Below are 22,029 nucleotides of genomic sequence, written 5' to 3'. Positions count from 1 at the left end.
CGCGCCAGACAGCTGTACTGGCTGCATCCTCGACCCAAGGACATAACATGGACCGCGTGCGCAATCTCCTGGAGCAGATCCAGAGCCGCCTCGAAGAGCTGAACAAGGCTGAACGCAAGGTCGCCGAAGTCATCCTGCTCAACCCCCAGCAAGCCACCCGCTTCAGCATTGCCGCGCTGGCCCAGGCCGCCTCGGTCAGCGAACCGACGGTCAACCGGTTCTGCCGTTCGTTCGGCGTCAGCGGCTACCCCGAGCTGAAATTGCAATTGGCCCAGAGCCTGGCCAGCGGCGCTGCCTATGTCAGCCGCGCCGTGGAAGCCGACGACGATCCGGCCGCGTACACCCAGAAGATTTTTGGCAGCGCCATTGCATCATTGGACAGTGCCTGCCAGCAACTGGATCCGCAGCTGATTAGCCGCGCCGTGGACATGTTGATCCAGGCCCGGCAGATCCACTTCTTTGGCCTGGGCGCCTCGGCGCCGGTGGCGCTGGACGCCCAGCACAAGTTTTTCCGTTTCAACCTGGCCGTGTCGGCCCATGCCGATGTGCTGATGCAGCGGATGCTGGCCTCGGTGGCGCACACCGGTGAACTGTTCGTGATTATTTCCTACACCGGCCGCACCCGCGAGCTGGTGGAGGTGGCCCGCGTGGCGCGGGAGAACGGCGCCTCGGTGCTGGGCCTGACCGCCAAGGACTCGCCCCTGGCCAAGGCCTGCAGCATGAGCGTGCACATTCCGCTGCCCGAAGACACCGACATCTATATGCCGATGACTTCGCGGATCATTCAGTTAACCGTACTCGATGTACTGGCCACCGGCATGACCCTTCGTCGCGGCGCGGACTTCCAGCCGCATTTGCGCAAGATCAAGGAAAGCCTGAACGCTAGCCGCTATCCCATGGATGAGTAACCGGGTGTGGGAGCTGGCTTGCCAGCGAGCTGTTGAGGCCCTAAAAGCTCGCTGGCAAGCCAGCTCCCACAAGACAGCTGCTACGTTAGTTGAGCAGGCGAGCCTGCAGGCTGATGTGGGCTTTCTCGCCGGGCGCCAGGCTGAGGTTGTCCTGGCTGCCGCTGGTGGCTTCCACGCACAGGAAACCCTGGCTTTCATTGCCCGCCACGCCCATCAGCGGCCGTGAACCGGGGTGCCACACCACGGTGTCGTCGCTGTCGGCGGTATGAATCGCCAGCTTGCGCGCCCAGGCGCGGTCCTGCAGCTGCACCTGGTTGGCGCCGCTGAACACTCGCTGGCAGGCGCCGGTCACTTCCAGTTCGCCCTTGTGGGTGGTGGTCTTGCGGCTGAGCTTGTCGTAGCTCTGCACGCCTTCCAGCCCCGCCAGGCTCACCTCGTTCACATCGCCGATGCGCCAGTAGGCCAGCAACGCGTGGCTCAGCTGGCAGGGCTCGCTGTCCTGGTGCTCAGTGCTCAGGCGCAGCTCCATCTGGTCGCCCAGGCGGGCGTGCAGGTCCACCTGCCAGTCGCACAGCAGCAGGCGCCAGTGCAGGGTCACGCCCTCCTCGTCCTCGCTGCTGGCGTGCAGCTTCCAATCCACCAGGCGCCCCCAGCCATGGGCCGGCCACATGCCTTCGCTGGGATGGCGGCCGTACCACGGCCAGCACACCGGCACGCCGCCACGAATGGCGCCGGCCTGGGGCCAGTGGGCCGAGCACCACAGCCACGGCTTCTGCCCCTGGGGGCGGAAATGCAGGAGTTGCGCACCCTGGCGGCTGAACACCGCCTGGCACTTGGGATGGTCGATGACCAGCACGTCACGTTGCTGAAAACGCTCCCATTCGAAGGTAGGCCGGGGCCGCTGCGATTTGAAGAAGCGCTGGAGCGGGTGGTCGTGCATGACAGTAGAAATCCTGGACACGGCGTGAAAGCTCACCTGGGTACGGCTGATATTGTTAGAGGTAGCGCTATCTTACCGATATACACCGAATTTTCGCCGAGCTTTTTGCCGCATGGTCTCACACGATACTCGTGGCAGCGGCCGCCGGCCGCGTCCTGGGGCAACGCGGTGGTCGTGACGCGGCCTGGTGGCCGCTGCTACGGGTGCAGCAGCGGCCACCGTTACGCGGTTAGAACTTGGTTTGCAGTTTCAGGCCAGCCACCACCGCGTTCTGCACTTCATCCACACCGCCTGGGTGCTTGATGTACTGCAGGTTCGGGCGCACGGTCAGCCAGTTGGTGACGTGGAAGCCGTAGTAGATCTCGGCGTCGTACTCGGTGCTCTGCACCGGCAGGTAGCCCGGGTTGTCGTAGTCTTCGATGCCGCTCAGCTGGTTGACCAGGCGCGCACGGGCCTGGGCGTCGTCGTTGACGTGAATGCGGCCGATGCCCACGCCGATGTCATCCTTGGGACGTGCATCGAACGGGCCTTTGTACACCAGGCCTACCTGCTGGTAGTTGTCGATGTAGTTGGTGGCCTTGTCGTGCACGGTGAAGTTGGCGAACACGTTCAGGCCGCGGCTGGCATCACCGTTGTGGGTGGTGAGTTGCTGCTGCGCCACGATCCACCAGCCGTGCTTGCCGTTGTGCTCCTTGTAGGTGCCCGAGACAGGTTGTGGCTGGCCGTCGGCGCCTTCATAGACGTCGTCGGCGTTGGCGCTGCTGTAGTAGTAACCCAGGCGGTATTCGCCTGGCAGGCCGTTGACCTGCGGGGTCCACACCAACTCCACCGGCAACAGGGTGCCCTTGGTGCCGCTGCCGTTGAGCTTGAAGCCGTTGTTGCGGTCCAGGTTCGACGGGTTCTGGTTGAACGCACCCACCTGCGCGTACCACTCGGGGGTGATGTTGTACTTGATGCGGCCGGCCCACTGGCTGACCGGCCAGTTGTACCAGATGCCACCCACCCAGTTACCCACCTGCGAGCCGCAGAAGGTCAGGTTCTGGAAGTCGCACGGGAAGCTGTTGAAGTCCTCGCCCGGGCCGAAGCGGCCGACCTTGACGTCCAACGCACCGTCGAAGAACTTCTGCTTGTACCACATCTGGGTCAGGCGCCAGGTCTGGCCCCGGCCCCACACTTCCTGGGACGAGCTGAGGGTGCCGGCGCGCGGGTCGCCGATACGGTCGTTGGAAATGTTGCGGCCGCTACGCTCGGTGACGGTCAGCTTGAACTCGGCGTCCTGCCAGCCGAGGATCTTGTTCAGGTCCATGTCCACGCCCAGCGCGAACTGGTCGCTGTAGCGCGCGGTGACGTGCTTGTCGTAGCCGCCCCCCAGGTTGCTGCCGGCTTCGCCCACGTACTCCAGGGTGAAGTCATAGCCCTTTTTCATCAGCTCCGTACGTTCGCCACCCCAGTCGCCGAGCATCCATGGCGATTCAGGGTCGAAGGCGTCGTACGCATGGGCGCTGGTGGCCAGACCCAGTGCGCTGAGCACTGAAATCTGCAACAAACGATTGCGTGCCAACTTGGTATTCATGCGCTTTTTCATCCCTTGCTTCCTCGTCTTATTGTTATTGGCTGTTGATTAAACGCGGTGTAAATCGGTGTTACCGGGCGACAGGCCGCCCGGCACGAATTCAGCGGCCCTTGAACTGGGCGACGTTGTCGCCCGCCACGGGTGCTTGTGCACGCCCCACCGCCCCCAGGCGCTCGCCGGTCTTGGCGTCGAACAACAACACCTTGGCCGGATCGAATTGCAGATTCAGTGTTTCCCCCACCTGTGGCGCCACGTCCGGGGCCAGGCGGCAGCAGACCTTGGTGCCGTTGAGCGTGACGAACACCAGGGTGTCGGGGCCGGTCGGCTCGGTGATCTGCACCTCGGCACGAATGGTCGGCAGGCCATTGGCCTCGGTGCCGGCCAGCACGATCTGCTCGGGGCGCATGCCCAGGATCACTTCGCGGTCCTCAAGGCCCGCATCGTTCATCGCCAGCGGCAGCTCGCAGCGCGCCTGGCCGCTGTCCAGCAGCGCCTGCAGGCGGCCGTCCTTGCGCTGCAGGCGCAGGGGAATGAAGTTCATCGGCGGCGAGCCGATGAAGCTGGCCACGAACAGGTTGGCCGGGTCGTTGTAGATTTCCTTGGGCGTGCCGAACTGCTGGATGATGCCGTCCTTCATCACCGCCACCTTGTCACCCAGGGTCATGGCCTCGATCTGGTCGTGGGTCACGTACACCGTGGTGGTCTTCAGGCGCTGGTGCATCAGTTTGATTTCGGTGCGCATCTCCACCCGCAGCTTGGCGTCGAGGTTGGACAGCGGCTCGTCGAACAGGTAGATCTTGGGCCGCCGCGCCAGCGCCCGGCCCATGGCCACGCGCTGCTGCTGGCCGCCGGACAGCTGGCCCGGCTTGCGGTTGAGCAGGTGCTCGATCTGCAGCAGCTTGGACACCCGCGCCACTTCCTCGTCGATGGCCTCGGCCGACATCTTGCGAATCTTCAGGCCGAAGGCGATGTTCTCGCGCACGGTCATGGTCGGGTACAGCGCGTACGACTGGAACACCATGGCGATGTCGCGGTCCTTGGGGCTCATGCCGCTGATGTCGGCGTTGTCCACCAGGATCGCGCCACCGCTGATGCTTTCAAGGCCCGCGATGCAGTTCATCAGCGTGGACTTGCCGCAACCCGACGGCCCCACCAGGATCAGGAACTCGCCGGAATCGATCTTCAGCTGGATATCTTTCAAGGTGTCCGGCAGGCCGGCGCCATACGTCTTGATTACATTGCGCAGTTCTAGCGTTGCCATGTTTCTACCCCTTGACCGCGCCGGCGGTGAGCCCACGCAGGAAATACTTGCCGGCCATGATGTACACCAGCAGTGTTGGAAGGCCGGCGATCATTGCCGCGGCCATGTCTACGTTGTATTCCTTGGCACCGGTGCTGGTGTTCACCAGGTTGTTCAGCGCCACGGTGATCGGCTGCGAGTCGCCACTGGCGAACACCACGCCGAACAGGAAGTCGTTCCAGATCTGGGTGAACTGCCAGATCAAGCAGACCATGATGATCGGGATCGACATGGGCAGCAGGATCTTGTTGAAGATGGTGAAGAACCCCGCGCCGTCCAGTCGCGCCGCCTTGACCAGCGCATCCGGCACGCTGACGTAGTAGTTACGGAAGAACAGCGTAGTAAAAGCCAGCCCATATACAACGTGGACGATCACAAGACCGGTGGTTGTGTTGGCCAGGCCGAACTTGCCCAGGGTGAACGAAGCCGGCAACAGCACGGTCTGGAACGGCAGGAAGCAGCCGAACAGCAGCAGGCCGAAGAACAGCTGCGAGCCGCGGAAACGCCACATGGACAGCACGTAGCCGTTCATGGCACCGATGAAGGTGGAGATCAGCACGGCCGGCACGGTGATCTTCACCGAGTTCCAGAAGAACCCGCCGACGATGTCCCAGGCCTTCAGCCAGCCGATGCCGGTGAACACCTCGGGCAGGCTCAGCAGGTTGCCGGTGCGGATGTCGTCAGGGGTCTTGAAGCTGGTCAGCAGCATCACCACCAGCGGCACCAGGTACACGGCGGCCGCCAGGATCAGCGTGGCGTAGATGGCCACGCGGCTGAAACTGAGCGAGGATTTGCCATAGGCATTAGTCATGGCGCTTGGTCCTCAATTCCGAATACAGGTACGGCACCAGGATCGCCAGGATCGCGCCCAGCATCAGCATGGCGCTGGCCGAGCCGATGCCCATCTGGCCACGGCTGAAGGTGAACGAATACATGAACATGGCCGGCAGGTCCGAGCTGTAGCCCGGGCCGCCCGCGGTCATGGCCGCTACCAGGTCGAAGCTCTTGATGGCGATGTGCGCCAGGATCATGAAGGCGCTGAAGAACACCGGCCGCAGGCTGGGCAACACGATCTTCAGGTAGATGGTGGGCAGGCTCGCGCCGTCCACCTGGGCAGCACGGATGATCGACTGGTCGACCCCGCGCAGACCCGCCAGGAACAGCGCCATGACAAAGCCCGAGGCCTGCCATACCGCGGCAATCACCAGGCAGTACACCACGCGGTCCTGGTCAATCAGCCAGTCCAGGCGGAAGCCTTCCCAGCCCCAGTCGCGCAGCATCTTGTCCAGGCCCAGGCCGGGGTTGAGCAGCCATTTCCAGGCGGTGCCGGTGACGATCATCGACAGCGCCATGGGGTACAGGTAGATGGTGCGCAGGAAGCCTTCGCGGCGGATGCGCTGGTCCAGCAGCACCGCCAGGAACACCCCCAGCACCAGGCTGATGGCGATGAACAAGCCACCGAACACCGCCAGGTTCTTGCTCGCCACCCACCAACGGTCGTTGTCGAGCAGGCGCGCGTATTGCTGCAGGCCGACGAAGCTGTACGTCGGCATGAAGGTGGAATTGGTGAAGGACAGCAAAAAGGTCCAGAAGATATAGCCATAGAAACCGACCAGCACGAGCAGCATGCTAGGCGCCAGCACCACTTTGGGTAACCAGCGTTGCAGCGCGTCGAACGGCGAGGCCTTGCTGAACACAGCCACAGAGCTCATCGGGAACATCCAGGGTAAAGGTCAATCGGCACCGAATCCCTGCGCCGGGGGATGGGGAGGGGGAACCCCGGCGCAGGTATCGGACGCGTTATCCGTCGGTGTTACTTGGCCGACGAGATGCCCGCATACAGTTGCTTGGCGGCCTTGGCCGGATCGGCGTTCTTGTCACTCATGAAGTTGGTGACAACGTCGAAGATCGCGCCCTGTACTGCCAGCGAGGTAGCCATGTTGTGCGCCATGCTCGGTTCCAGCTTGCCGGCCTTGTCGGCTTCGGCGAAGTCCTTGGCCGAGGCCTGGCCACAGCTGTCGAACTTGCTCATGTCCAGGTCATTGCGCACCGGGATCGAGCCTTTGTTCTGGTTGAACACGTACTGGAATTCGGGCTCCAGGGCGACCTTGGCCAGGTCGTCACGCGCAGCGTTGTTGCCGGGGGTGTCGTTCTTCTTGGCCAGCTTGAACATGGCCAGGGAGTCGATGTTGTAGGTGTAGCTGCCCTGGGTACCCGGGAACGGCACACACTCGTAGTCGCTGCCGGCTTTCTTGCCTGCCGCGCTCCACTCGCTCTTGGCCCAGTCGCCCATGATCTGCATGCCGGCCTTGCCGCTGATGACCTTGGCCGCTTCCAGGTTCCAGTCCTGACCCGCGCCGTCAGGGTCCATGTAGCCCTTGAGTTTCTTCAGCTCGGTGAACACCTTGGTCATCTGCGCGCCAGTGAGGGTGGCCTCGTCCTGGTCGATGAAGGCTTTCTTGAAGCCGTCGGCGCCCATGATGCTCAGCACCATGTCTTCGAATACGGTGCTGTCCTGCCACGGCTGGCCACCGTGGGCGATCGGGATGATGCCTGCGGCCTTGAGCTTGTCGCCGGCGGCGTAGAGTTCTTCCAGGGTGGTGGGGGCCTTGGCGATGCCGGCCTTCTTGAAGGCTTCCGGGTTCACCCACAGCCAGTTGACGCGGTGGATGTTCACCGGCACGGCCACGTAGTGGCCTTCGTATTTCATGGTGTCGGAGACAGTTTTGGACAGCAGCTTGTCCCAGTTGTTGGCCTTGGCCACGTCGTCGACGTTGGTCAGCAGGCCCAGGGAAGCCCATTCCTGAATGTCCGGGCCCTTGATCTGCGCGGCAGACGGCGGGTTGCCCGACACCGCACGGGTTTTCAGCACGGTCATGGCGGCGGCGCCACCACCACCGGCGACAGCGCTGTCTTGCCAGGTGTAGCCGTCTTTCTCGACCAGTTGTTTCAAGACACCCACAGCCTTGGCTTCACCCCCGGAGGTCCACCAGTGCACTACTTCCACGGTGCCTTTGGAATCGGCAGCGTGGGCGGCGAAAGGAAACAGGGTGGCAAGCGAAATGACAGCGGCGAGGCGATTGATCGCGTTCATCGGATTCCCTTTTTTTGTTGTTATGCATTGCAAGTCTGATGCTTGCGCTGCGATGGAGTGTAAACAGGGTAGTTAGTACGCCAGGTAACGAAGCGATGCACAATTGTCACCAGCCGGTGACAATGTGCTGCCCGCCCACTTTTGCCAGGCTGCAGGCCAGACTGGGCGCCAGCGGCAGGCGCGGCAACAGCACGGCCTGCAACGCATGGTACAGGTCGGGCTTGCCGGCCCAGACCTTGGCGCCAGGGCGGTTGTGTTCGTCCAGTTCGTGGTGCCAGCTGCCGTGCACGCGGTCCAGCAGGTGCTCGGCGGCGAACTCCCAGAAATCCCGGTACCACTGTTCAAAGCCGTGCTCGCCGGTGCGCCGCAGCAGCGCAGCCGAGGCGGCGATGGCCTCGCAGGTGACCCAGTGCATGCGCTGGCGCACCACCGGCTGGTCCTGCCAGTCCAGGGTGTACACCAGCCCCGGCGCGCCATCGACGTGCCAGGCGGTGCGGCAGGCCTGCGCGAACAGCCCGCGGGCGTCGGTCAGCAGCCAGGTGGGCGCCGGGCGCACGGCGTCCAGCAGCGCGGCTTCCAGGTGCAGCAACAGCCGCGCCCATTCGAAGGCATGCCCCGGGGTGCTGCCGTAGGGGCGGAAGGGGTCGTCGGGACGGGCGTGGTTGTACTCAAGGTCGGCTTCCCAGCCGGGGTGGAAATGCTCGATCACCCGGTACTGGTTGTGCGCCGCGTGCTGGTGAATCACCCGCTCGGCAATCCGCAGGGCGCGTTCCAGCCAGCGCGGGTCGTGGGTGGCGTCGGCCAGGGCGAGGAACGCCTCGACGCTGTGCATGTTGCTGTTGGCGCCGCGGTAGGCCTCCTCGCGGCTCCAGATGCGGTCGAAGGACTCGCGCATGGCGCCCTCCTCCTCGTGCCAGAACCGCGTGTGGATCACCTCCACGGCCTCGTCCAGCAGCGCCTGGGCGCCGGGCCTGCCTGCCGCCACCGCGCTGCTGGCGGCCAGGGCCACGAACGCGTGCAGGTAGGCGGCCTTGCCCAGGTCGCCGTCGGCGGCGTGGGCCACGGCGTACCAGCCGCCCTGGTCGGCGTCGCGCAGGCAACCGTTCAACGCGGCCAGGCCGTGGTCCACCAGCGGCGCACAGCCGGGCAGGCCTTGCAGGGCGCCCAGGGCGAAGCTGTGGGTCATGCGGGCGGTGATCAGCGTTTGCGCCGGCGCATCGGGCAGCCAGCCGCGTTCATCCAGGTGGCCGAAGCCTTCGGGCAGCCGCGAAGCGCGGGCAAAGTCCAGCAAACGCAGGCCTTCGGCGGCCAGCCAGTGGTGATGGGCGGGGGTGTTGAGCCAGCTGTTGAAGTCCAGGTGCAGCCTGTCCATGGGAGTGCCTTGGTTTTTTTATTGTGGTGGAGTGAGTCTAAACAACGGATGGCGCGGGGCGGGTAACCAAATGTCACAGGGTTATGCGGCGGCCGCACGACCCGGCCTAACGGCCGGTGCTACAGGTTTGGCGCCGGTACCTGTAGCACCGGCCGCAAGGCCGGGTCGCGCCGTGCAAACGGCGCTCGCAGACGGCGCACCGTAGCCGCTGCCGCCAGGCTGCGCTGGCCGGCGTGAACCCTGGAGATCTCCAGCGGGGCATAGGGCCAGCGCAGCCTGCGGCAGCGGCTACATGTCAGCGCTCGACGCTGGTGATCGAGGCATCAACCAACGCCCTACCCATCGGCACCAACTGCGCGGTAACCACCCCAAGGGATCGGCTCAACTGCAGGTCAGCGTCACAATTCTCGGCCGACAGGCGCTCGGCGCAGCCGAAGAACACGCTCGCCTGGGCCAGTGCCAGATGGATGGGCACACCCGGTTGCACGCTGAACAGCGGAGCGCCGTCGGCGCCTGGGCAGAAAGGGAGATGTTGGGTAAGCAGGGTTTCATCATCTTGCATGGTTTGTTCTCTGTGATTGATCAATTGATCACCCACACGGCCCGGTTACCAAGAAACCCGGCGCACGCGAAGGTGCCCCACGCGCAGCCGCCACTAAACGCGGCATGCGGTGTTTCTTAGTGATGAATCGGAGCCGTCAAACCCCATCACGGATGTGCCGTGACGGGCCAGAGGATAGGGATGGCGGTGGTGCAGGTCAACCGATTGGGTGGGCAGGCGACGTCCCGTAGCCGCTGCCGCCAGGCTGCGCTGGCCGGCGTGAACCCTGGAGATTTCCCTTGGGGCATAGGGCCAGCGCAGCCTGCGGCAGCGGCTACGGGTTAGGTGCGGGGCAGGTAGAGGGTTACCCGCAACCCCCGCTCGGGCAGGTTCTGCAGGCTCACTTCGCCGCCGTGGCTGTGCGCGATGTTGCGCGCAATGCCCAACCCCAGCCCATAGCCATGCTGGTTGCCGGACAGGCGGAAGTGCGGTTCGAACACTTTCTCCAGGCGCTGCGCCGGCACGCCCGGGCCTTCGTCGTCGACGTGGAGGATGAAGGCCCGGGCGTTGTCTTCCACGTGCAGGTGCGCCCGTTCGCCGTATTTGAGGGCGTTGTCGATCAGGTTGCCCATGCAGCGCTTCAGCGCCAGCGGCTTGCCCGGGTAGGCCTTCCACGCGCCGCCGTGCAGGGTCACGCGGCCGTTGCCTTCGGGGGCCACGAAGGGCTCGATCAGGCAGTCAAGCACATGGTTGAGGTCCACCGGTTCGATGTTCTCGTGGATGTCGGTGTCTTTCACGCACTGCAGGGCGCCTTTGACCAGCAGCTCCAGTTCGTCCAGGTCACGGGTGAACTTGGCGGCCAAGGGGTCGTCTTCCAGCAGTTCCACGCGCAGGCGCAGGCGCGTGATGGGCGTGCGCAGGTCGTGGGAGATGGCGCTGAACAGCTGGCTGCGCTCGGTCAGGTAGCGGCTGATGCGCCCGCGCATGGCGGTGAAGGCGCGGCTCACTTCGATGACTTCGCTGCCGCCGCCCTCCACTTCCGGCTCCTCGGGCTCGGCGCCCAGGGACAGCTCCCGGGCGGCGCGGGCCAGGCGCTTGAGCGGGCGGCTCTGCCAGTGCACCAGCAGGCCGATGAACAGCAGCAGGAACGAGCTGGTGAGCAAAATGAACCACCACTGCTGGGCCGGCAGGCCTTCCTCCTCAAGGCTGGTGTAGGGCTCGGGCAGCAGCGAGGCGATGTACAGCCACTCACCCTCGCCCAGGCGGATCTGCGTCACCAGCACCGGCGGGTTCACCGGTTCCAGGGTCAGGGAATAGTGCGCCCACGAGCGCGGCAGCTCGTCCAGGGCCAGGCCGCTGTTGAAGATGCGCAGGTCCTGGGGGCTGACGAACTGCACGGAAATGTCCATCTGCGAGCCCAGGCTTTCGTGCAGCACCTCATCGACGGCGTCGATGACCGCAGTCTTGCGCTGGGTGGCGGGCAGCACGCGCATGTCCAGCGGGCGGTCGTTGAGCGACACCACGAAGCGTGTGCCGCCCATGCTGCGCAGCTGGTCCAGCACCATGGGCCGGTAGGCCAGTGGCAGCGAGCGGAAATAGCTGACGCTGGCCGACATGGAATGGGCCAGGCTGCGCGCGCTGGTGACCAGGCCTTCGAGCTGGGTGGCACGCAGCTGCGAGACCCAGATCAGGCTCGACAGCCCCTGCGCCAGCAGCACCACCAGCAGGGTCAGCAGCAGCATGCGCCCCAGCAGCGAGCGCGGCACCAGGCGCTTAAGCCGTGACAACGTTGGCCGCCAGCAGGTAGCCACTGCCGCGCACGGTGCGAATCAGCCGGGGCGGTTTGTCGGTGTCGCGCAGGCGCTGGCGCAGGCGGCTCACGGCCATGTCGACGATGCGGTCCAGGGGCATCAGGTCGCGGCCACGGGTGGCGTTGCCAATGGTGTCGCGGTCGAGAATCTGCTGGGGGTTGTCGAGGAACAGCTTGAGCAGGGCGAAATCGGCGCCCGAGAGGAACACTTCCTCGCCGTCGGTGTGGAACAGCCGGTGGCTGATCATGTCCAGGCGCCAGTCGTCGAACGCTACCACTTCGCCGCCGCGCTCCTGGCCGAACTGCGCGCGGCGCAGCAGGGCCTTGATGCGCGCCTGCAGCTCGCGCGGGCTGAACGGTTTGCCCAGGTAGTCGTCGGCGCCCAGTTCCAAGCCGATGACCCGGTCGGCCTCGTCGGAGCTGGCGGTGAGCATGATGATCGGCATCTGCGCCTGACGCGGGTGCTGGCGCACCCAGCGGCACAGGCTGAAGCCGTCTTCGTCGGGGAGCATGACATCGAGGATAGCCAGGTCCGCCGGGGCCTCGTTCAAGGCCTGGCGAAATTGCTGGCCGTCACCCGTGGTGCGCACGGTGAAGCCGGCACGGGTGAGGTAGGTGTCCAACAGTTCGCGGATTTCCTGGTCGTCGTCGACCAGGAGGATCGTTTTGCCGGCAGTGGTCACGTGCTGCGTCCTTGTGTCCAGCGTCGGGTCGAGACGCCCGATCAATAAACGCAGATTAAACGCCTACCCCCGTGCTTGCTGCAAGGCCACACCGGCGCCAATCAGCCCCGAGAACTCGGCGGTCACAACCCAGACGGGAATGCCCTGGAAGTATTCGCTCATGCAACCCTTGTCGGCGAAGCTGTCGGCGAAGCCACTGGCCAGGAACAGCTCGATGAACCGCGGGATCACGCCACCGACGATGTACACGCCGCCGCGACCGCCGACGGTGAGCACGTTGTTGCCGGCCACGCGGCCCAGGAAGCGGCAGAACTGCTCGATCACCGCCAGCGCCACCGGCTCGCCGGCCAGCGCCGCCGAGGTGATGGCCGCAGGGGTGGCCAGGGTCGCTGCATGGCCGTCGACCGCGCACACCGCCTGGTACAGGCGCAGCAGGCCGCCACCACTGAGGATGGTCTCGGCGCTGACATGGCCGATCTCGTCCTGGATGTGCTGGCGCAGCTGTGCTTCGCGGGCGTTGCCCACCGGCAGGTCGACATGGCCGCCCTCGCCAGGCAGGGCCATGTAGCGCTGCTCGCCCAGGTTCAGCAGGGTGCCCACGCCCAGCCCGGTGCCCGGGCCGATGACTACGGCGGCGCGCTCAGGGTCGGGGGTGCCGGGGCACACGGTCTTGAACTCGCCGTCTTCCAGGCGGGTCATGCCCAGGGCCATGGCGGTGAAGTCGTTGATCAGCAGCAGGTGCTCAACCGCAAGCGTCTCGCAGAAGGCCTTGCGGCTCAGGCGCCAGTGGCTGTTGGTGAAGCGGAATTCGTCACCGCTGACCGGCCCGGCCACGGCCAGGCACACGGCGCCAATGGCCCCGCGCTCGTGGCCCAGGTCCTTGAGGTACACGCCGATGGCCTGCTCGGGGCTGGTGTAGTCCGCGGTAGGGAACACCCGCACCGAGTGCAGGTTGTTGTCTTCCCACAACGCAAAGCGTGCGTTGGTACCGCCAATATCGCCAACAAGGGCGAGCTTCATTTGAGAATCTCCAGGCCGGACGTGAAGGCGCTGGCGCCCTGCTCCGCCGAGCTGAAGGCCAGTCGCATGAAACCGAACAGCTCGCGACCACAGCCCACCGCGTTGGCCAGTTGGCCCACGGCGGGGGTGCGCGCGGCAAATTCGCTGGCATCCATCAGCACCTCAAGGGTGCCCTTGACGCCATCCACGCGGATGATATCACCGTCGCGCACCTTGGCCAGCGCGCCGCCGTCGAAGGCTTCCGGGCACACGTGGATGGCGGCCGGGATTTTGCCCGAGGCACCGGACATGCGCCCGTCGGTGACCAGGGCCACTTTGAAGCCGCGATCCTGCAGAACGCCGAGGAACGGGGTCATTTTGTGCAATTCGGGCATGCCATTGGAACGCGGGCCCTGGAAGCGCATCACTGCGACAAAATCACGCTCCAGCTCGCCGGCCTTGAAGGCGTCGGCCAGGTCCTGCTGGTCTTCGAACACCCGCGCCGGGGCTTCGACGATCTGGTGCTCGGGGGCCACGGCGGAGACTTTCATCACGCCACGGCCCAGGTTGCCTTCCATCACCCGCAGGCCGCCTTCGGGCGAGAACGCACGGGCCACCGGGCGCAGGATGTTCTCGTCGAGGCTGTTGGCCGGGCCTTCGCGCCATACCAGCTTGCCGTTGTCCAGGAACGGTTCCTGGGTGTAGCGGCTGAGGCCATGGCCGGCCACGGTGTTGACGTCTTCGTGCAACAGGCCGGCGGCCAGCAGCTCACGCACCAGGAACGACATGCCGCCGGCGGCCTGGAAGTGGTTGATGTCGGCCTTGCCGTTCGGGTACACGTGGGACAGGGTCGGCACCACCTCGGAGAGGTCGGCCATGTCCTGCCAGGTGAGAATGATGCCCGCCGCCATGGCGATCGCCGGCATGTGCAGGGTGTGGTTGGTGGAGCCGCCGGTGGCGTGCAGGGCAACGATGGAGTTGACCAGCGACTTCTCGTCGACGATCTCGCCAATGGGCATGAAGCTGGCGCCGCTGGCCTTGGTCATGCGCGTGACCTGGTGCGCCGCTTCCACGGTGAGGGCGTCACGCAGCGGCGTGTTGGGGTTGACGAAGGAGGCGCCCGGCAGGTGCAGGCCCATCACTTCCATCAGCAGCTGGTTGGTGTTGGCGGTGCCGTAGAAGGTGCAGGTGCCAGGGCTGTGGTAGGACTTCATCTCCGACTCCAGCAGCTCTTCGCGGCTGGCCTTGCCCTCGGCGTAACGCTGCCGCACGTCGGCTTTTTCCTTGTTGGAAATGCCCGACGGCATCGGCCCGCCCGGCACGAAGATCATCGGCAGGTGGCCAAAGCGCAGCGCGCCCATCATCAGGCCCGGGACGATCTTGTCGCAGATGCCCAGCATCAGCGCGGCGTCGAACATGTTGTGCGACAGCGCCACGGCGGTGGACATGGCGATCACTTCGCGGCTGGCAATGCCCAGCTCCATGCCCGGCTCACCCTGGGTGACGCCGTCGCACATGGCCGGCACGCCGCCGGCGAACTGGCCCACCGAGCCGATCTCGCGCAGGGCCTGCTTGAGCTGCTCGGGGTAGGTCTCGTAGGGCTGGTGCGCCGAGAGCATGTCGTTATACGACGACACGATGGCCACGTTGGCGGAGTTCATCATCCGCAGCGCGTTCTTGTCCTCGGTGCCGCACCCCGCCACGCCGTGGGCAAAGTTGGCACATTGCAGCTTGGCACGCATCGGGCCATCGCTGGCAGCCCCGCGGATCAGTTGCAGGTAACGCTCGCGCGTCGCGCGGCTGCGATCAATCAGCCGTTGGGTAACCTCTAGAACACGGGGATGCATGTGAAGAACTCCAGGCTATGGGGGCAACCGCTGCACTCCTTCCCATTATCCCATTCGCCGCCCAGGCTCGTCGCACAGGCTTGCTTTTGATCAACAGGAACAGCCGCGCCGGTCACTCGTTGTAGATAAGACAAAATATTGCCATCAAAAAGGCTTGTTTTCTATTTTTTTGCGAATAATCTTGTAATTCCAATAACAAAACAGATTCTGTGAACGTTCTGCGGCTCCTTGGCTTCACATCTATAGGGCGCCCCACACAATCTGAACGCAGGTACCGACATGACTCTTCGCATTGCCATCAACGGTTTTGGCCGCATCGGCCGCAACGTGCTTCGCGCACTGTATACCCAAGGCTACCGCCAGGACCTGCAGGTCGTCGCCATCAACGACCTGGGTGACAGCGCCATGAACGCCCACCTGCTGAAGTTCGACAGCGTGCACGGCGCCTTCGATGCCACGGTGGAATCGGACCAGGAAAGCATCACCGTCAATGGTGACCGTATTGCCGTCAGCGCCATCCGCAACCCGGCCGACCTGCCGTGGAAAGCCGAGCGCGTCGACGTGGTATTCGAATGCACCGGCCTGTTCACCGACCGCGCCAAGGCCGCCGCGCACATCAGCGCCGGCGCCCGCAAGGTGATCATCTCGGCCCCCGCCAAAGGCGTGGACGCCACCGTGGTGTACGGCGTGAACCATGACGTGCTGCGCGCCTCGCACCAGATCATCTCCAACGCCTCGTGCACCACCAACTGCCTGGCCCCGGTGGCCCAGGTGCTGCACCGCGAACTGGGCATCGAGCAAGGCCTGATGACTACCATCCACGCCTACACCAACGACCAGGTGCTGACCGACATGTACCACAGCGACCCGTTCCGGGCGCGTTCGGCCACCCAGTCGATGATCCCCAGCAAGACCGGCGCCGCCGAAGCCGTGGGCCTGGTGCTGCCAGAACTGGCCGGCAAGCTGACCGGCATGGCCGTGCGCGTGCCGGTGATCAACGTGTCGCTGGTGGACCTGACCCTGAACCTGTCCCGCGAGACTAGCGCGGACGAGGTCAATGCGTTGATGAAAGAAGCGGCCCAGCATTCGAAGATCCTGGGCTACAACACCCTGCCGCTGGTGTCCTGCGACTTCAACCACAACCCGCTTTCGTCGATCTTCGACGCCAATCACACCAAGGTTGCCGGCAAGATGCTGAAAGTCATGGCTTGGTACGATAACGAGTGGGGCTTCAGCAACCGCATGCTGGATAACTGCCTGGCGCTGTGGAACGCGCAATAACGCGCGCCCCGTAGCCGCTGCCTGGGCAGCGGCTACGGAATGTTGTTACACGGAAACACTTGACCAACGGCATAGATGATAAGCATTATCATTAACACCTTCCTGGTCCGGTACCGCCGTGAGTCAGTCACACTTCAATTCCGTCTTCCTGGCCCAGCGCCTCAGCCTGCTGCGCACCCTGCAGCGCATGGTCGACAACCCCAGCACCGCCGAAGACCTGCTGCAGGAAACCTACCTGCGGGTGACGCGCGCCTTGGGCGAGCGCGCCATCGAGCACCTTGAACCCTTTGTCTTCCAGACCGCGCGCAACCTGGCGCTGGACCACCTGCGCGCGCGCCGCGTGCAGGAACGCACCCTGCTCGAAGACGTGCCCAGCGACGTGGTGCACAACGTGGCCGCCTGCCAGAGCACCCCGGAGGAAGCCGCCCATGCCGAGCAACTGCTGATGCGCCTCAATACCAGCCTGAGCCAGCTGACGGCCCGCCAACAACGCATTTTCATCCTCAGCCGCCTGCACGGCTGCAGCTACCTGGAGATCGCCGGCGAACTGGACGTCTCCGCCAGCACGGTGCAGAAGGAACTGAAACTGATCATGGCCATCTGCGTTGGCGTGGCGCAACGCATGGACGTCTGACAGACGCGCCGTAGGACGCCTCTGAAGTGACACGACGTTCACCGCACAGGCTCCGACTCTTTGGTAAGCTTTGCCCCTTACCGCCGCCATGAACTCGCCGCCCGAGGAACCCGAGTGACCGAACCCGACGACAGCGCCATGGACCAGGCACTGGACTGGCTGATACGCCTGGACTGCGCCAGCGCCGACGAGCGCCTGGCCTTCGAGCAATGGCTGGCCGCCACGCCCGCCAACGCCCAGGCGTTCGCCCGTGCCAGCGCCGTGTGGAATGGCACGGCGGTGAACCAGGCCGCCCAACAGTTGCAGACGGCCACCGCGCGCTCGTGGCGCACGCGCCTGCGCCCATTCTTCAAGCCCATGGCTGCGGCGGCGGTGATCCTGATGGGGGTGTTCAGCTTCACCAACCTGCCGCTGCGCCTGGAGGCTGACCACCTGACCGTGGTGGGCGAACGCCAGCGCCTGCAACTCGACGACGGCTCCAAGGTGCTGCTCAACACCAACACGGCGTTCTCCTCGGACATCGACCAGCACCGCCGCGAGGCGCGCCTGTACCAGGGCGAGGCCTTCTTCCAGGTCGCCGGCAACCGCCAGCAACCCCTGCAACTGCAGGCCGGCCCGGTGCGCGCGAGCATGCGCGACACCGACTTCGCCGTGCGCCTGCTGGACGGCGTGGCCCAGGTGCAGGTGCAGCGCGGCAACGTCGACCTGCTCAGTGAGGACGACGCCCACGTGCGCCTGAGCGCCGGCGACAGCATCCGCGTAGGGCCCAAGGGCTTTGGCCAGCGCCAGCACCTGGACGCGCAGAAAGACCTGGCCTGGGTGCAGGGCCGCCTGGTGTTCGAGAACTGCCCGTTGAGCCAGGTGCTGGACGAACTGCGCCGGTATTACCCGGGGTGGATCGTCAACACCAACGAGCGCCTGGCCAAGGTGGAAGTCACCGGCAACTACCGCCTGGAAAACCCGCTGGACGTGGTGCGCTCCCTGGCGCACATCACCTCGGCGTCGGTGAGCGAATATCCCGCCCTTGTGATTCTGAACTGACCCCCCTTGTGGGAGCTGGCTTGCCAGCGAGTTGTTGAGGCCCAAAAGCTCGCTGGCAAGCCAGCTCCCACGCGCGATCCAATTTATTTTTACGCGATCACGCACCCTGCTTCGTCTCGTTATAGCCAATGCAACTGATTCGCATTTTGACTCAGTTCATAACTATAACGCCGCGCGACAGGGAGCGCCCTTCGATGTCCTCAGGTTTCAATCGTTTCAGCACCGCCAAACCCGGCCCACGCACGCTGTCCGTGCTGACCATGGCCATCATGCTGGCCGCCACCCAGGTGGCCCCGGCCATGGCCGCGGCACCGGCCGGCGGCAGCCAGGCCATGGGCAACTACAGCTTCGCCATCGGCCAGCAGTCGCTGGTGTCGGCCATCAACGCCTTCACCCAGGTGACCGGCTGGCAGGTGGGGCTGTCGGCAGACCTGGCCAAGGACGTGCAATCGCCGGGCGTGCGCGGCTCGCTCAAGCCTGAACAGGCCCTGGAGCGCCTGCTGGTGGGCACCAACCTGAGCGTGCACAAGCTGGGCCCCAACAACGTCGTGCTGGAAGCGCGCAACAACGGCGCCATCGCCCTGCAGCAGGTCACCGTCAGCGCCACGCGCAACGCCCAGGACGTCAACAGCGTGCCCGCCACCGTGACCGTGCAGGACCGCCAGACCCTGGACCGCAACAACGTCAACACCATCAAGGAACTGGTGCGCTACGAGCCCGGCGTGTCGGTAGGCGGCGCCGGCCAGCGCGCAGGCATCACCGGCTACAACATCCGCGGCATCGACGGCGACCGCGTGCTCACCCAGGTCGACGGCGTGGAAGTGCCGGCCAGCTTCTTCAATGGCCCCTACGCACAGACCAACCGCAACTATGTTGACCCGGAAATCGTCAAGCGCGTGGAGATCCTGCGCGGGCCGGCCTCGTCGCTGTACGGCAGCAGCGCCATCGGCGGCGCCGTCAGCTACTACACCCTCGACCCCGACGACATCATCAAGCCCGGCCAGGACTTCGGCGCCCGCCTGAAGACCGGCTACAGCTCGGCCGACCGCAGCTGGCTGAAGTCCGGCACCATCGCCGGCCGCGAAGGCGACTTCGACGGCCTGCTGCACCTGAGCCAGCGCGACGGCCACGAGACCCAGTCCTACGGCGACCACGGCGGCACCGGCCTGAGCCGCACCGCGGCCAACCCCGAAGACGCCAAGACCACCAACGTGCTGGCCAAGCTGGGCTGGAACTACGGCGACGATGCACGCCTGGGCCTGACCTACGAAAAGTACAAGGATGACCGCGACACCAACCAGAAAAGCGCGGTGGGCGGCCCCTTCGTCAACGGCGCCGGCTTTGGCATGTACAAGGCCCGCAGCGGCAACACCACCACCTCGCGCGAGCGCTTCGGCATCGAGAACAGCTTCGGCCTGGACAGCTACCTGGCCGACCACGTGAAGATGAGCCTCAACTACCAGATCGCCAAGACCGACGAGAGCACCGAGGAAATCTACGCGCCGTCGCGCGTGGTGTACCGCACCCGCGACACCCAGTACAAGGAACGCACCTGGATCTTCGATGCGCAGCTGGACAAGTCCTTCGCCATCGCCGACACCGACCACCACCTGACCTACGGCACCACCCTCAAGCAGCAGAAGGTCACCGGCCTGCGCACCGGCGAGGGCATCTGCATGTCGGTAGCCACCTACTGCAGCGCCATCGGCGCGGTGAGCACCAACACCTCCGACACCCTGACGCCTGCCAGCGACTTCCCGGACCCGACCGTCAACACCTACAGCCTGTTCGCCCAGGACGAGATCAAGTGGGACCAGTGGACCTTCCTGCCGGGTATTCGCTACGACTACACGCAGATGAAGCCGCACATCACCCAGGAGTTCCTCAACACTGCGGCCCAGAGCGGCGACGACGTCAGCGCCGAAGAGAAAACCTGGCACAAGGCTACCCCGCGCCTGGGCGTGACCTATGCCTTCAACGAGAACTACACCTGGTACGGCCAGTACGCCGAGGGCTTCCGCACGCCGACCGCCAAGGCGTTGTACGGCCGTTTCACCAACACCTCCCAGGGCTACACCGTGGCGCCCAACCCGAACCTCAAGCCTGAGAGCAGCAAGAGCTTCGAGACCGGCCTGCGTGGCCAGTTCGAACACGGCACCTTCGACCTGGCGGTGTTCTACAACAAGTACCACGACTTCATCGACGAGAACTCGCTGACCCCCGGCTACACCGAGACCACCTTCCAGAGCGTCAACATCAAGAAGGCCACCATCAAGGGCGCCGAGGCCAAGGGCCGCCTGAACCTGGACACCTTCGGCCTGGCCAGCGGCCTGTACACCCAAGGCTCTGTGTCCTACGCCTACGGCCGCAACGACGACACCGGCGAGCCGCTCAACAGCGTCAACCCGCTGACCGGGGTGTTCGGCCTGGGCTACGACCAGGACAACTACGGCGGCCTGCTGAGCTGGACCGTGGTGAAGAAGAAGGACCGCGTGGACAGCAGCAGCTTCCACACCCCGGACGGCACCAGCACCCAGTTCAAGACCCCTGGCTTCGGCATCCTCGACCTGACCGGCTACTACAAGGTCACCAAGGACGTCACCGTCAGCGCCGGCCTGTACAACCTGACCGACAAGAAATACTGGCTGTGGGATGACGTGCGCGGCTACGACAGCGTGGGCGAGGCCTCGGTGACCCAGCCGGCCAACCTCGACCGCCTGACCCAGCCTGGCCGCAACTTCTCGGTCAACCTGGTGTGGGACATCTGATGTCAATCGCGGTACCGTTGCCCTGGGCAACGGTACCGCAGCATTTTTTTTACTGAGTTTGCCCGGCTGATTCGTCTAGTAAGGCAGCCTTTCCCTTTTTTCAGGATCCTGCATATGAGTGCCATCGAAACCAACGCCGCCCCGGCCGCCGAGCAGCCGGCCCTGCGCTCGCTGCGCCTGCGCCAGGCCAGTGCCGTGCTGCACGACCAACTGGAACACGCCGTGGGCGCCCACGCGCCGTTCGAAAGCCGCGAAAGCTACGGCCGTTTCCTGCAGATGCAGTACCTGTTCCAGTCCGAACTCAAGGGCCTGTACACCGACCCGGAACTGAACCAGCTGTTCCCCGACCTGGCCTCGCGCTGCCGCGCCGACGCAGCCCTGGCCGACCTTGCCGACCTGGGCCTGGAGGTGCCGGCCGCCGTGCCGGGCGCCCTGGCGAACCCCAACCGCGCCACGGCGCTGACCTGGATCCGCGTGTCGGAAGGCTCGAAGCTGGGCGCCGCCATCCTGATCAAGCGCGCCGAGGCCATGGGCCTGAGCGAAACCTTCGGCGCCCGCCACCTGGCCGAGCCTGAAGGCGGCCGCATGCGCGGCTGGAAAGCCTTCAACGCCATCTTCGACGCCCTGCCCTTCACCCCAAGTGAAGAAGCCGACGCCGATCGGGCCGCGGTTGACGCCTTCGCGCGCCTGCAAATACTCTTGCAGCACACGTATTCCGCTCACGCTTGAGTCGACACCGGCCGGTGGCGTGCCACCGGCCGGCGAACACCTTTTACACGCTGATTCCATGACCCGCCCACTGCCCTCCAAAACCGCGCGCATCCTGTTTGGCCTGCTCGCCTACGTCAGCCTGGGCATTGGCCTGGTGGCCATCGTCATTCCCGGCCTGCCCACCACCGAATTCATCCTGCTGGCCGCCTGGGCCGCCACCCGCAGCTCGCCGCGCCTGAGCGCCTGGCTGGAAAACCACCGCCTGTTCGGGCCCATCCTCAGCAACTGGCGCAACGGCAAGATCGTCGCGCGCCGGGCCAAGGTCAGCGCCACCCTGAGCATGCTCGCCTGCTCGGTGATCATGCTGCTGACGCTCAAGCACGCCTGGCCAGTGTTCGCCGCCATCGGCTGCATGCTGGTGGTGAACCTGTGGATTTGGTCGCGCCCCGAGCCTTCTGTCAAAAATATTTAAAGTTAGACGCGTATACGCCGATCTCCCGGTATCGCTGAAGTGCTTCGGCGGGCGG

The 22,029-nt window shown here is 65.0% G+C and carries 19 protein-coding genes; 7 read left to right on the top strand and 12 right to left on the bottom strand.

Annotated elements, in window-relative coordinates; translation table 11 throughout:
• Positions 1 to 56: 56 nt before the first annotated feature.
• Positions 57 to 908 carry a MurR/RpiR family transcriptional regulator gene (locus RAM80_RS22765; RefSeq protein ID WP_416427542.1) on the top strand — a complete coding sequence of 284 codons (852 nt, stop codon included), beginning with the start codon at positions 57 to 59 and terminating at the stop codon, positions 906 to 908.
• An 85-nt stretch (positions 909 to 993) separates the two neighbouring features.
• On the opposite strand, the gene RAM80_RS22760 is transcribed toward RAM80_RS22765, so the two are convergent.
• The 12 genes from RAM80_RS22760 to edd form a co-directional block, all read right to left on the bottom strand.
• Positions 994 to 1,848, bottom strand: coding sequence for a D-hexose-6-phosphate mutarotase (locus RAM80_RS22760; RefSeq protein WP_416422673.1), 855 nt, complete (start codon positions 1,846 to 1,848; stop codon positions 994 to 996).
• 229 nt (positions 1,849 to 2,077) lie between these two features.
• Positions 2,078 to 3,421: a carbohydrate porin gene (locus RAM80_RS22755; RefSeq protein WP_416422672.1), complete on the bottom strand. Its 1,344-nt coding sequence runs from the start codon at positions 3,419 to 3,421 to the stop codon at positions 2,078 to 2,080.
• Positions 3,422 to 3,521: 100 nt separating this feature from the next.
• On the bottom strand, positions 3,522 to 4,682 hold the full coding sequence (locus RAM80_RS22750) for an ABC transporter ATP-binding protein (protein ID WP_416422671.1): 1,161 nt from the start codon (positions 4,680 to 4,682) through the stop codon (positions 3,522 to 3,524).
• A 4-nt stretch (positions 4,683 to 4,686) separates the two neighbouring features.
• Complete coding sequence (locus RAM80_RS22745) at positions 4,687 to 5,532, bottom strand: carbohydrate ABC transporter permease (RefSeq protein ID WP_416422670.1); 846 nt, start codon at positions 5,530 to 5,532, stop codon at positions 4,687 to 4,689.
• The gene (locus RAM80_RS22740; RefSeq protein ID WP_416422669.1) at positions 5,525 to 6,433 is read right to left on the bottom strand and encodes a carbohydrate ABC transporter permease; all 909 of its coding nucleotides are present in this window, start codon (positions 6,431 to 6,433) and stop codon (positions 5,525 to 5,527) included. Before RAM80_RS22740 ends, RAM80_RS22745 begins: the two co-directional genes overlap by 8 nt.
• 101 nt (positions 6,434 to 6,534) lie before the next feature.
• On the bottom strand, positions 6,535 to 7,815 hold the full coding sequence (locus tag RAM80_RS22735) for an ABC transporter substrate-binding protein (RefSeq protein ID WP_416422668.1): 1,281 nt from the start codon (positions 7,813 to 7,815) through the stop codon (positions 6,535 to 6,537).
• A 106-nt stretch (positions 7,816 to 7,921) separates the two neighbouring features.
• The gene (locus RAM80_RS22730; RefSeq protein WP_416422667.1) at positions 7,922 to 9,187 is read right to left on the bottom strand and encodes an AGE family epimerase/isomerase; all 1,266 of its coding nucleotides are present in this window, start codon (positions 9,185 to 9,187) and stop codon (positions 7,922 to 7,924) included.
• Positions 9,188 to 9,482: 295 nt separating this feature from the next.
• Complete coding sequence (locus tag RAM80_RS22725) at positions 9,483 to 9,749, bottom strand: DUF3077 domain-containing protein (protein ID WP_416422666.1); 267 nt, start codon at positions 9,747 to 9,749, stop codon at positions 9,483 to 9,485.
• 320 nt (positions 9,750 to 10,069) lie between these two features.
• Complete coding sequence (locus RAM80_RS22720; protein ID WP_416427541.1) at positions 10,070 to 11,470, bottom strand: sensor histidine kinase; 1,401 nt, start codon at positions 11,468 to 11,470, stop codon at positions 10,070 to 10,072.
• A gap of 31 nt (positions 11,471 to 11,501) precedes the next feature.
• Positions 11,502 to 12,221 (bottom strand): response regulator, encoded by a 720-nt coding sequence (locus RAM80_RS22715; RefSeq protein ID WP_416422665.1) that lies wholly within the window; start codon positions 12,219 to 12,221, stop codon positions 11,502 to 11,504.
• Between the two features lie 63 nt (positions 12,222 to 12,284).
• Positions 12,285 to 13,241 carry a glucokinase gene (locus tag RAM80_RS22710; protein ID WP_416422664.1) on the bottom strand — a complete coding sequence of 319 codons (957 nt, stop codon included), beginning with the start codon at positions 13,239 to 13,241 and terminating at the stop codon, positions 12,285 to 12,287.
• Positions 13,238 to 15,067, bottom strand: coding sequence for a phosphogluconate dehydratase (gene edd / locus RAM80_RS22705; RefSeq protein ID WP_416422663.1), 1,830 nt, complete (start codon positions 15,065 to 15,067; stop codon positions 13,238 to 13,240). Before edd ends, RAM80_RS22710 begins: the two co-directional genes overlap by 4 nt.
• Before the next feature lie 279 nt (positions 15,068 to 15,346).
• Between edd and gap the strand changes: the two genes are divergently transcribed.
• From gap to RAM80_RS22675, 6 genes are all read left to right on the top strand, one after another.
• Positions 15,347 to 16,348 (top strand): type I glyceraldehyde-3-phosphate dehydrogenase, encoded by a 1,002-nt coding sequence (gene gap / locus RAM80_RS22700; protein WP_416422662.1) that lies wholly within the window; start codon positions 15,347 to 15,349, stop codon positions 16,346 to 16,348.
• A gap of 118 nt (positions 16,349 to 16,466) precedes the next feature.
• On the top strand, positions 16,467 to 16,982 hold the full coding sequence (locus RAM80_RS22695; protein ID WP_416422661.1) for an RNA polymerase sigma factor: 516 nt from the start codon (positions 16,467 to 16,469) through the stop codon (positions 16,980 to 16,982).
• Positions 16,983 to 17,120: 138 nt separating this feature from the next.
• Positions 17,121 to 18,023 carry a FecR family protein gene (locus RAM80_RS22690; protein WP_416427540.1) on the top strand — a complete coding sequence of 301 codons (903 nt, stop codon included), beginning with the start codon at positions 17,121 to 17,123 and terminating at the stop codon, positions 18,021 to 18,023.
• A 194-nt stretch (positions 18,024 to 18,217) separates the two neighbouring features.
• Complete coding sequence (locus RAM80_RS22685) at positions 18,218 to 20,791, top strand: TonB-dependent receptor (RefSeq protein ID WP_416422660.1); 2,574 nt, start codon at positions 18,218 to 18,220, stop codon at positions 20,789 to 20,791.
• 114 nt (positions 20,792 to 20,905) lie between these two features.
• Entirely contained in the window at positions 20,906 to 21,520 is a 615-nt protein-coding gene (locus RAM80_RS22680) for a biliverdin-producing heme oxygenase (RefSeq protein ID WP_416422659.1), read from the top strand.
• Between the two features lie 58 nt (positions 21,521 to 21,578).
• Complete coding sequence (locus tag RAM80_RS22675; protein ID WP_416422658.1) at positions 21,579 to 21,974, top strand: YbaN family protein; 396 nt, start codon at positions 21,579 to 21,581, stop codon at positions 21,972 to 21,974.
• The last annotated feature ends 55 nt before the right edge of the window (positions 21,975 to 22,029 follow it).

Origin of the sequence: Pseudomonas sp. App30 (genome assembly GCF_047947025.1) — a bacterium.
In the GTDB taxonomy this organism is placed as follows: Bacteria; Pseudomonadota; Gammaproteobacteria; order Pseudomonadales; family Pseudomonadaceae; genus Aquipseudomonas.
Note: the sequence above shows the minus strand (reverse complement) of the source record. Positions and strands in the feature narration are given on the sequence as shown.

What these genes read in the sequence shown, in the direction of transcription:
- RAM80_RS22760 (WP_416422673.1), bottom strand. Translation starts at nt 1,848, where the DNA reads ATGCACGACCACCCGCTCCAGCGCTTCTTCAAATCGCAGCGGCCCCGG.
- RAM80_RS22755 (WP_416422672.1), bottom strand. Translation starts at nt 3,421, where the DNA reads ATGAATACCAAGTTGGCACGCAATCGTTTGTTGCAGATTTCAGTGCTC.
- RAM80_RS22750 (WP_416422671.1), bottom strand. Translation starts at nt 4,682, where the DNA reads ATGGCAACGCTAGAACTGCGCAATGTAATCAAGACGTATGGCGCCGGC.
- RAM80_RS22745 (WP_416422670.1), bottom strand. Translation starts at nt 5,532, where the DNA reads ATGACTAATGCCTATGGCAAATCCTCGCTCAGTTTCAGCCGCGTGGCC.
- RAM80_RS22740 (WP_416422669.1), bottom strand. Translation starts at nt 6,433, where the DNA reads ATGAGCTCTGTGGCTGTGTTCAGCAAGGCCTCGCCGTTCGACGCGCTG.
- RAM80_RS22735 (WP_416422668.1), bottom strand. Translation starts at nt 7,815, where the DNA reads ATGAACGCGATCAATCGCCTCGCCGCTGTCATTTCGCTTGCCACCCTG.
- RAM80_RS22730 (WP_416422667.1), bottom strand. Translation starts at nt 9,187, where the DNA reads ATGGACAGGCTGCACCTGGACTTCAACAGCTGGCTCAACACCCCCGCC.
- RAM80_RS22725 (WP_416422666.1), bottom strand. Translation starts at nt 9,749, where the DNA reads ATGCAAGATGATGAAACCCTGCTTACCCAACATCTCCCTTTCTGCCCA.
- RAM80_RS22720 (WP_416427541.1), bottom strand. Translation starts at nt 11,470, where the DNA reads ATGCTGCTGCTGACCCTGCTGGTGGTGCTGCTGGCGCAGGGGCTGTCG.
- RAM80_RS22710 (WP_416422664.1), bottom strand. Translation starts at nt 13,241, where the DNA reads ATGAAGCTCGCCCTTGTTGGCGATATTGGCGGTACCAACGCACGCTTT.
- edd (WP_416422663.1), bottom strand. Translation starts at nt 15,067, where the DNA reads ATGCATCCCCGTGTTCTAGAGGTTACCCAACGGCTGATTGATCGCAGC.
- gap (WP_416422662.1), top strand. Translation starts at nt 15,347, where the DNA reads ATGACTCTTCGCATTGCCATCAACGGTTTTGGCCGCATCGGCCGCAAC.
- RAM80_RS22690 (WP_416427540.1), top strand. Translation starts at nt 17,121, where the DNA reads ATGGACCAGGCACTGGACTGGCTGATACGCCTGGACTGCGCCAGCGCC.
- RAM80_RS22685 (WP_416422660.1), top strand. Translation starts at nt 18,218, where the DNA reads ATGTCCTCAGGTTTCAATCGTTTCAGCACCGCCAAACCCGGCCCACGC.
- RAM80_RS22680 (WP_416422659.1), top strand. Translation starts at nt 20,906, where the DNA reads ATGAGTGCCATCGAAACCAACGCCGCCCCGGCCGCCGAGCAGCCGGCC.
- RAM80_RS22675 (WP_416422658.1), top strand. Translation starts at nt 21,579, where the DNA reads ATGACCCGCCCACTGCCCTCCAAAACCGCGCGCATCCTGTTTGGCCTG.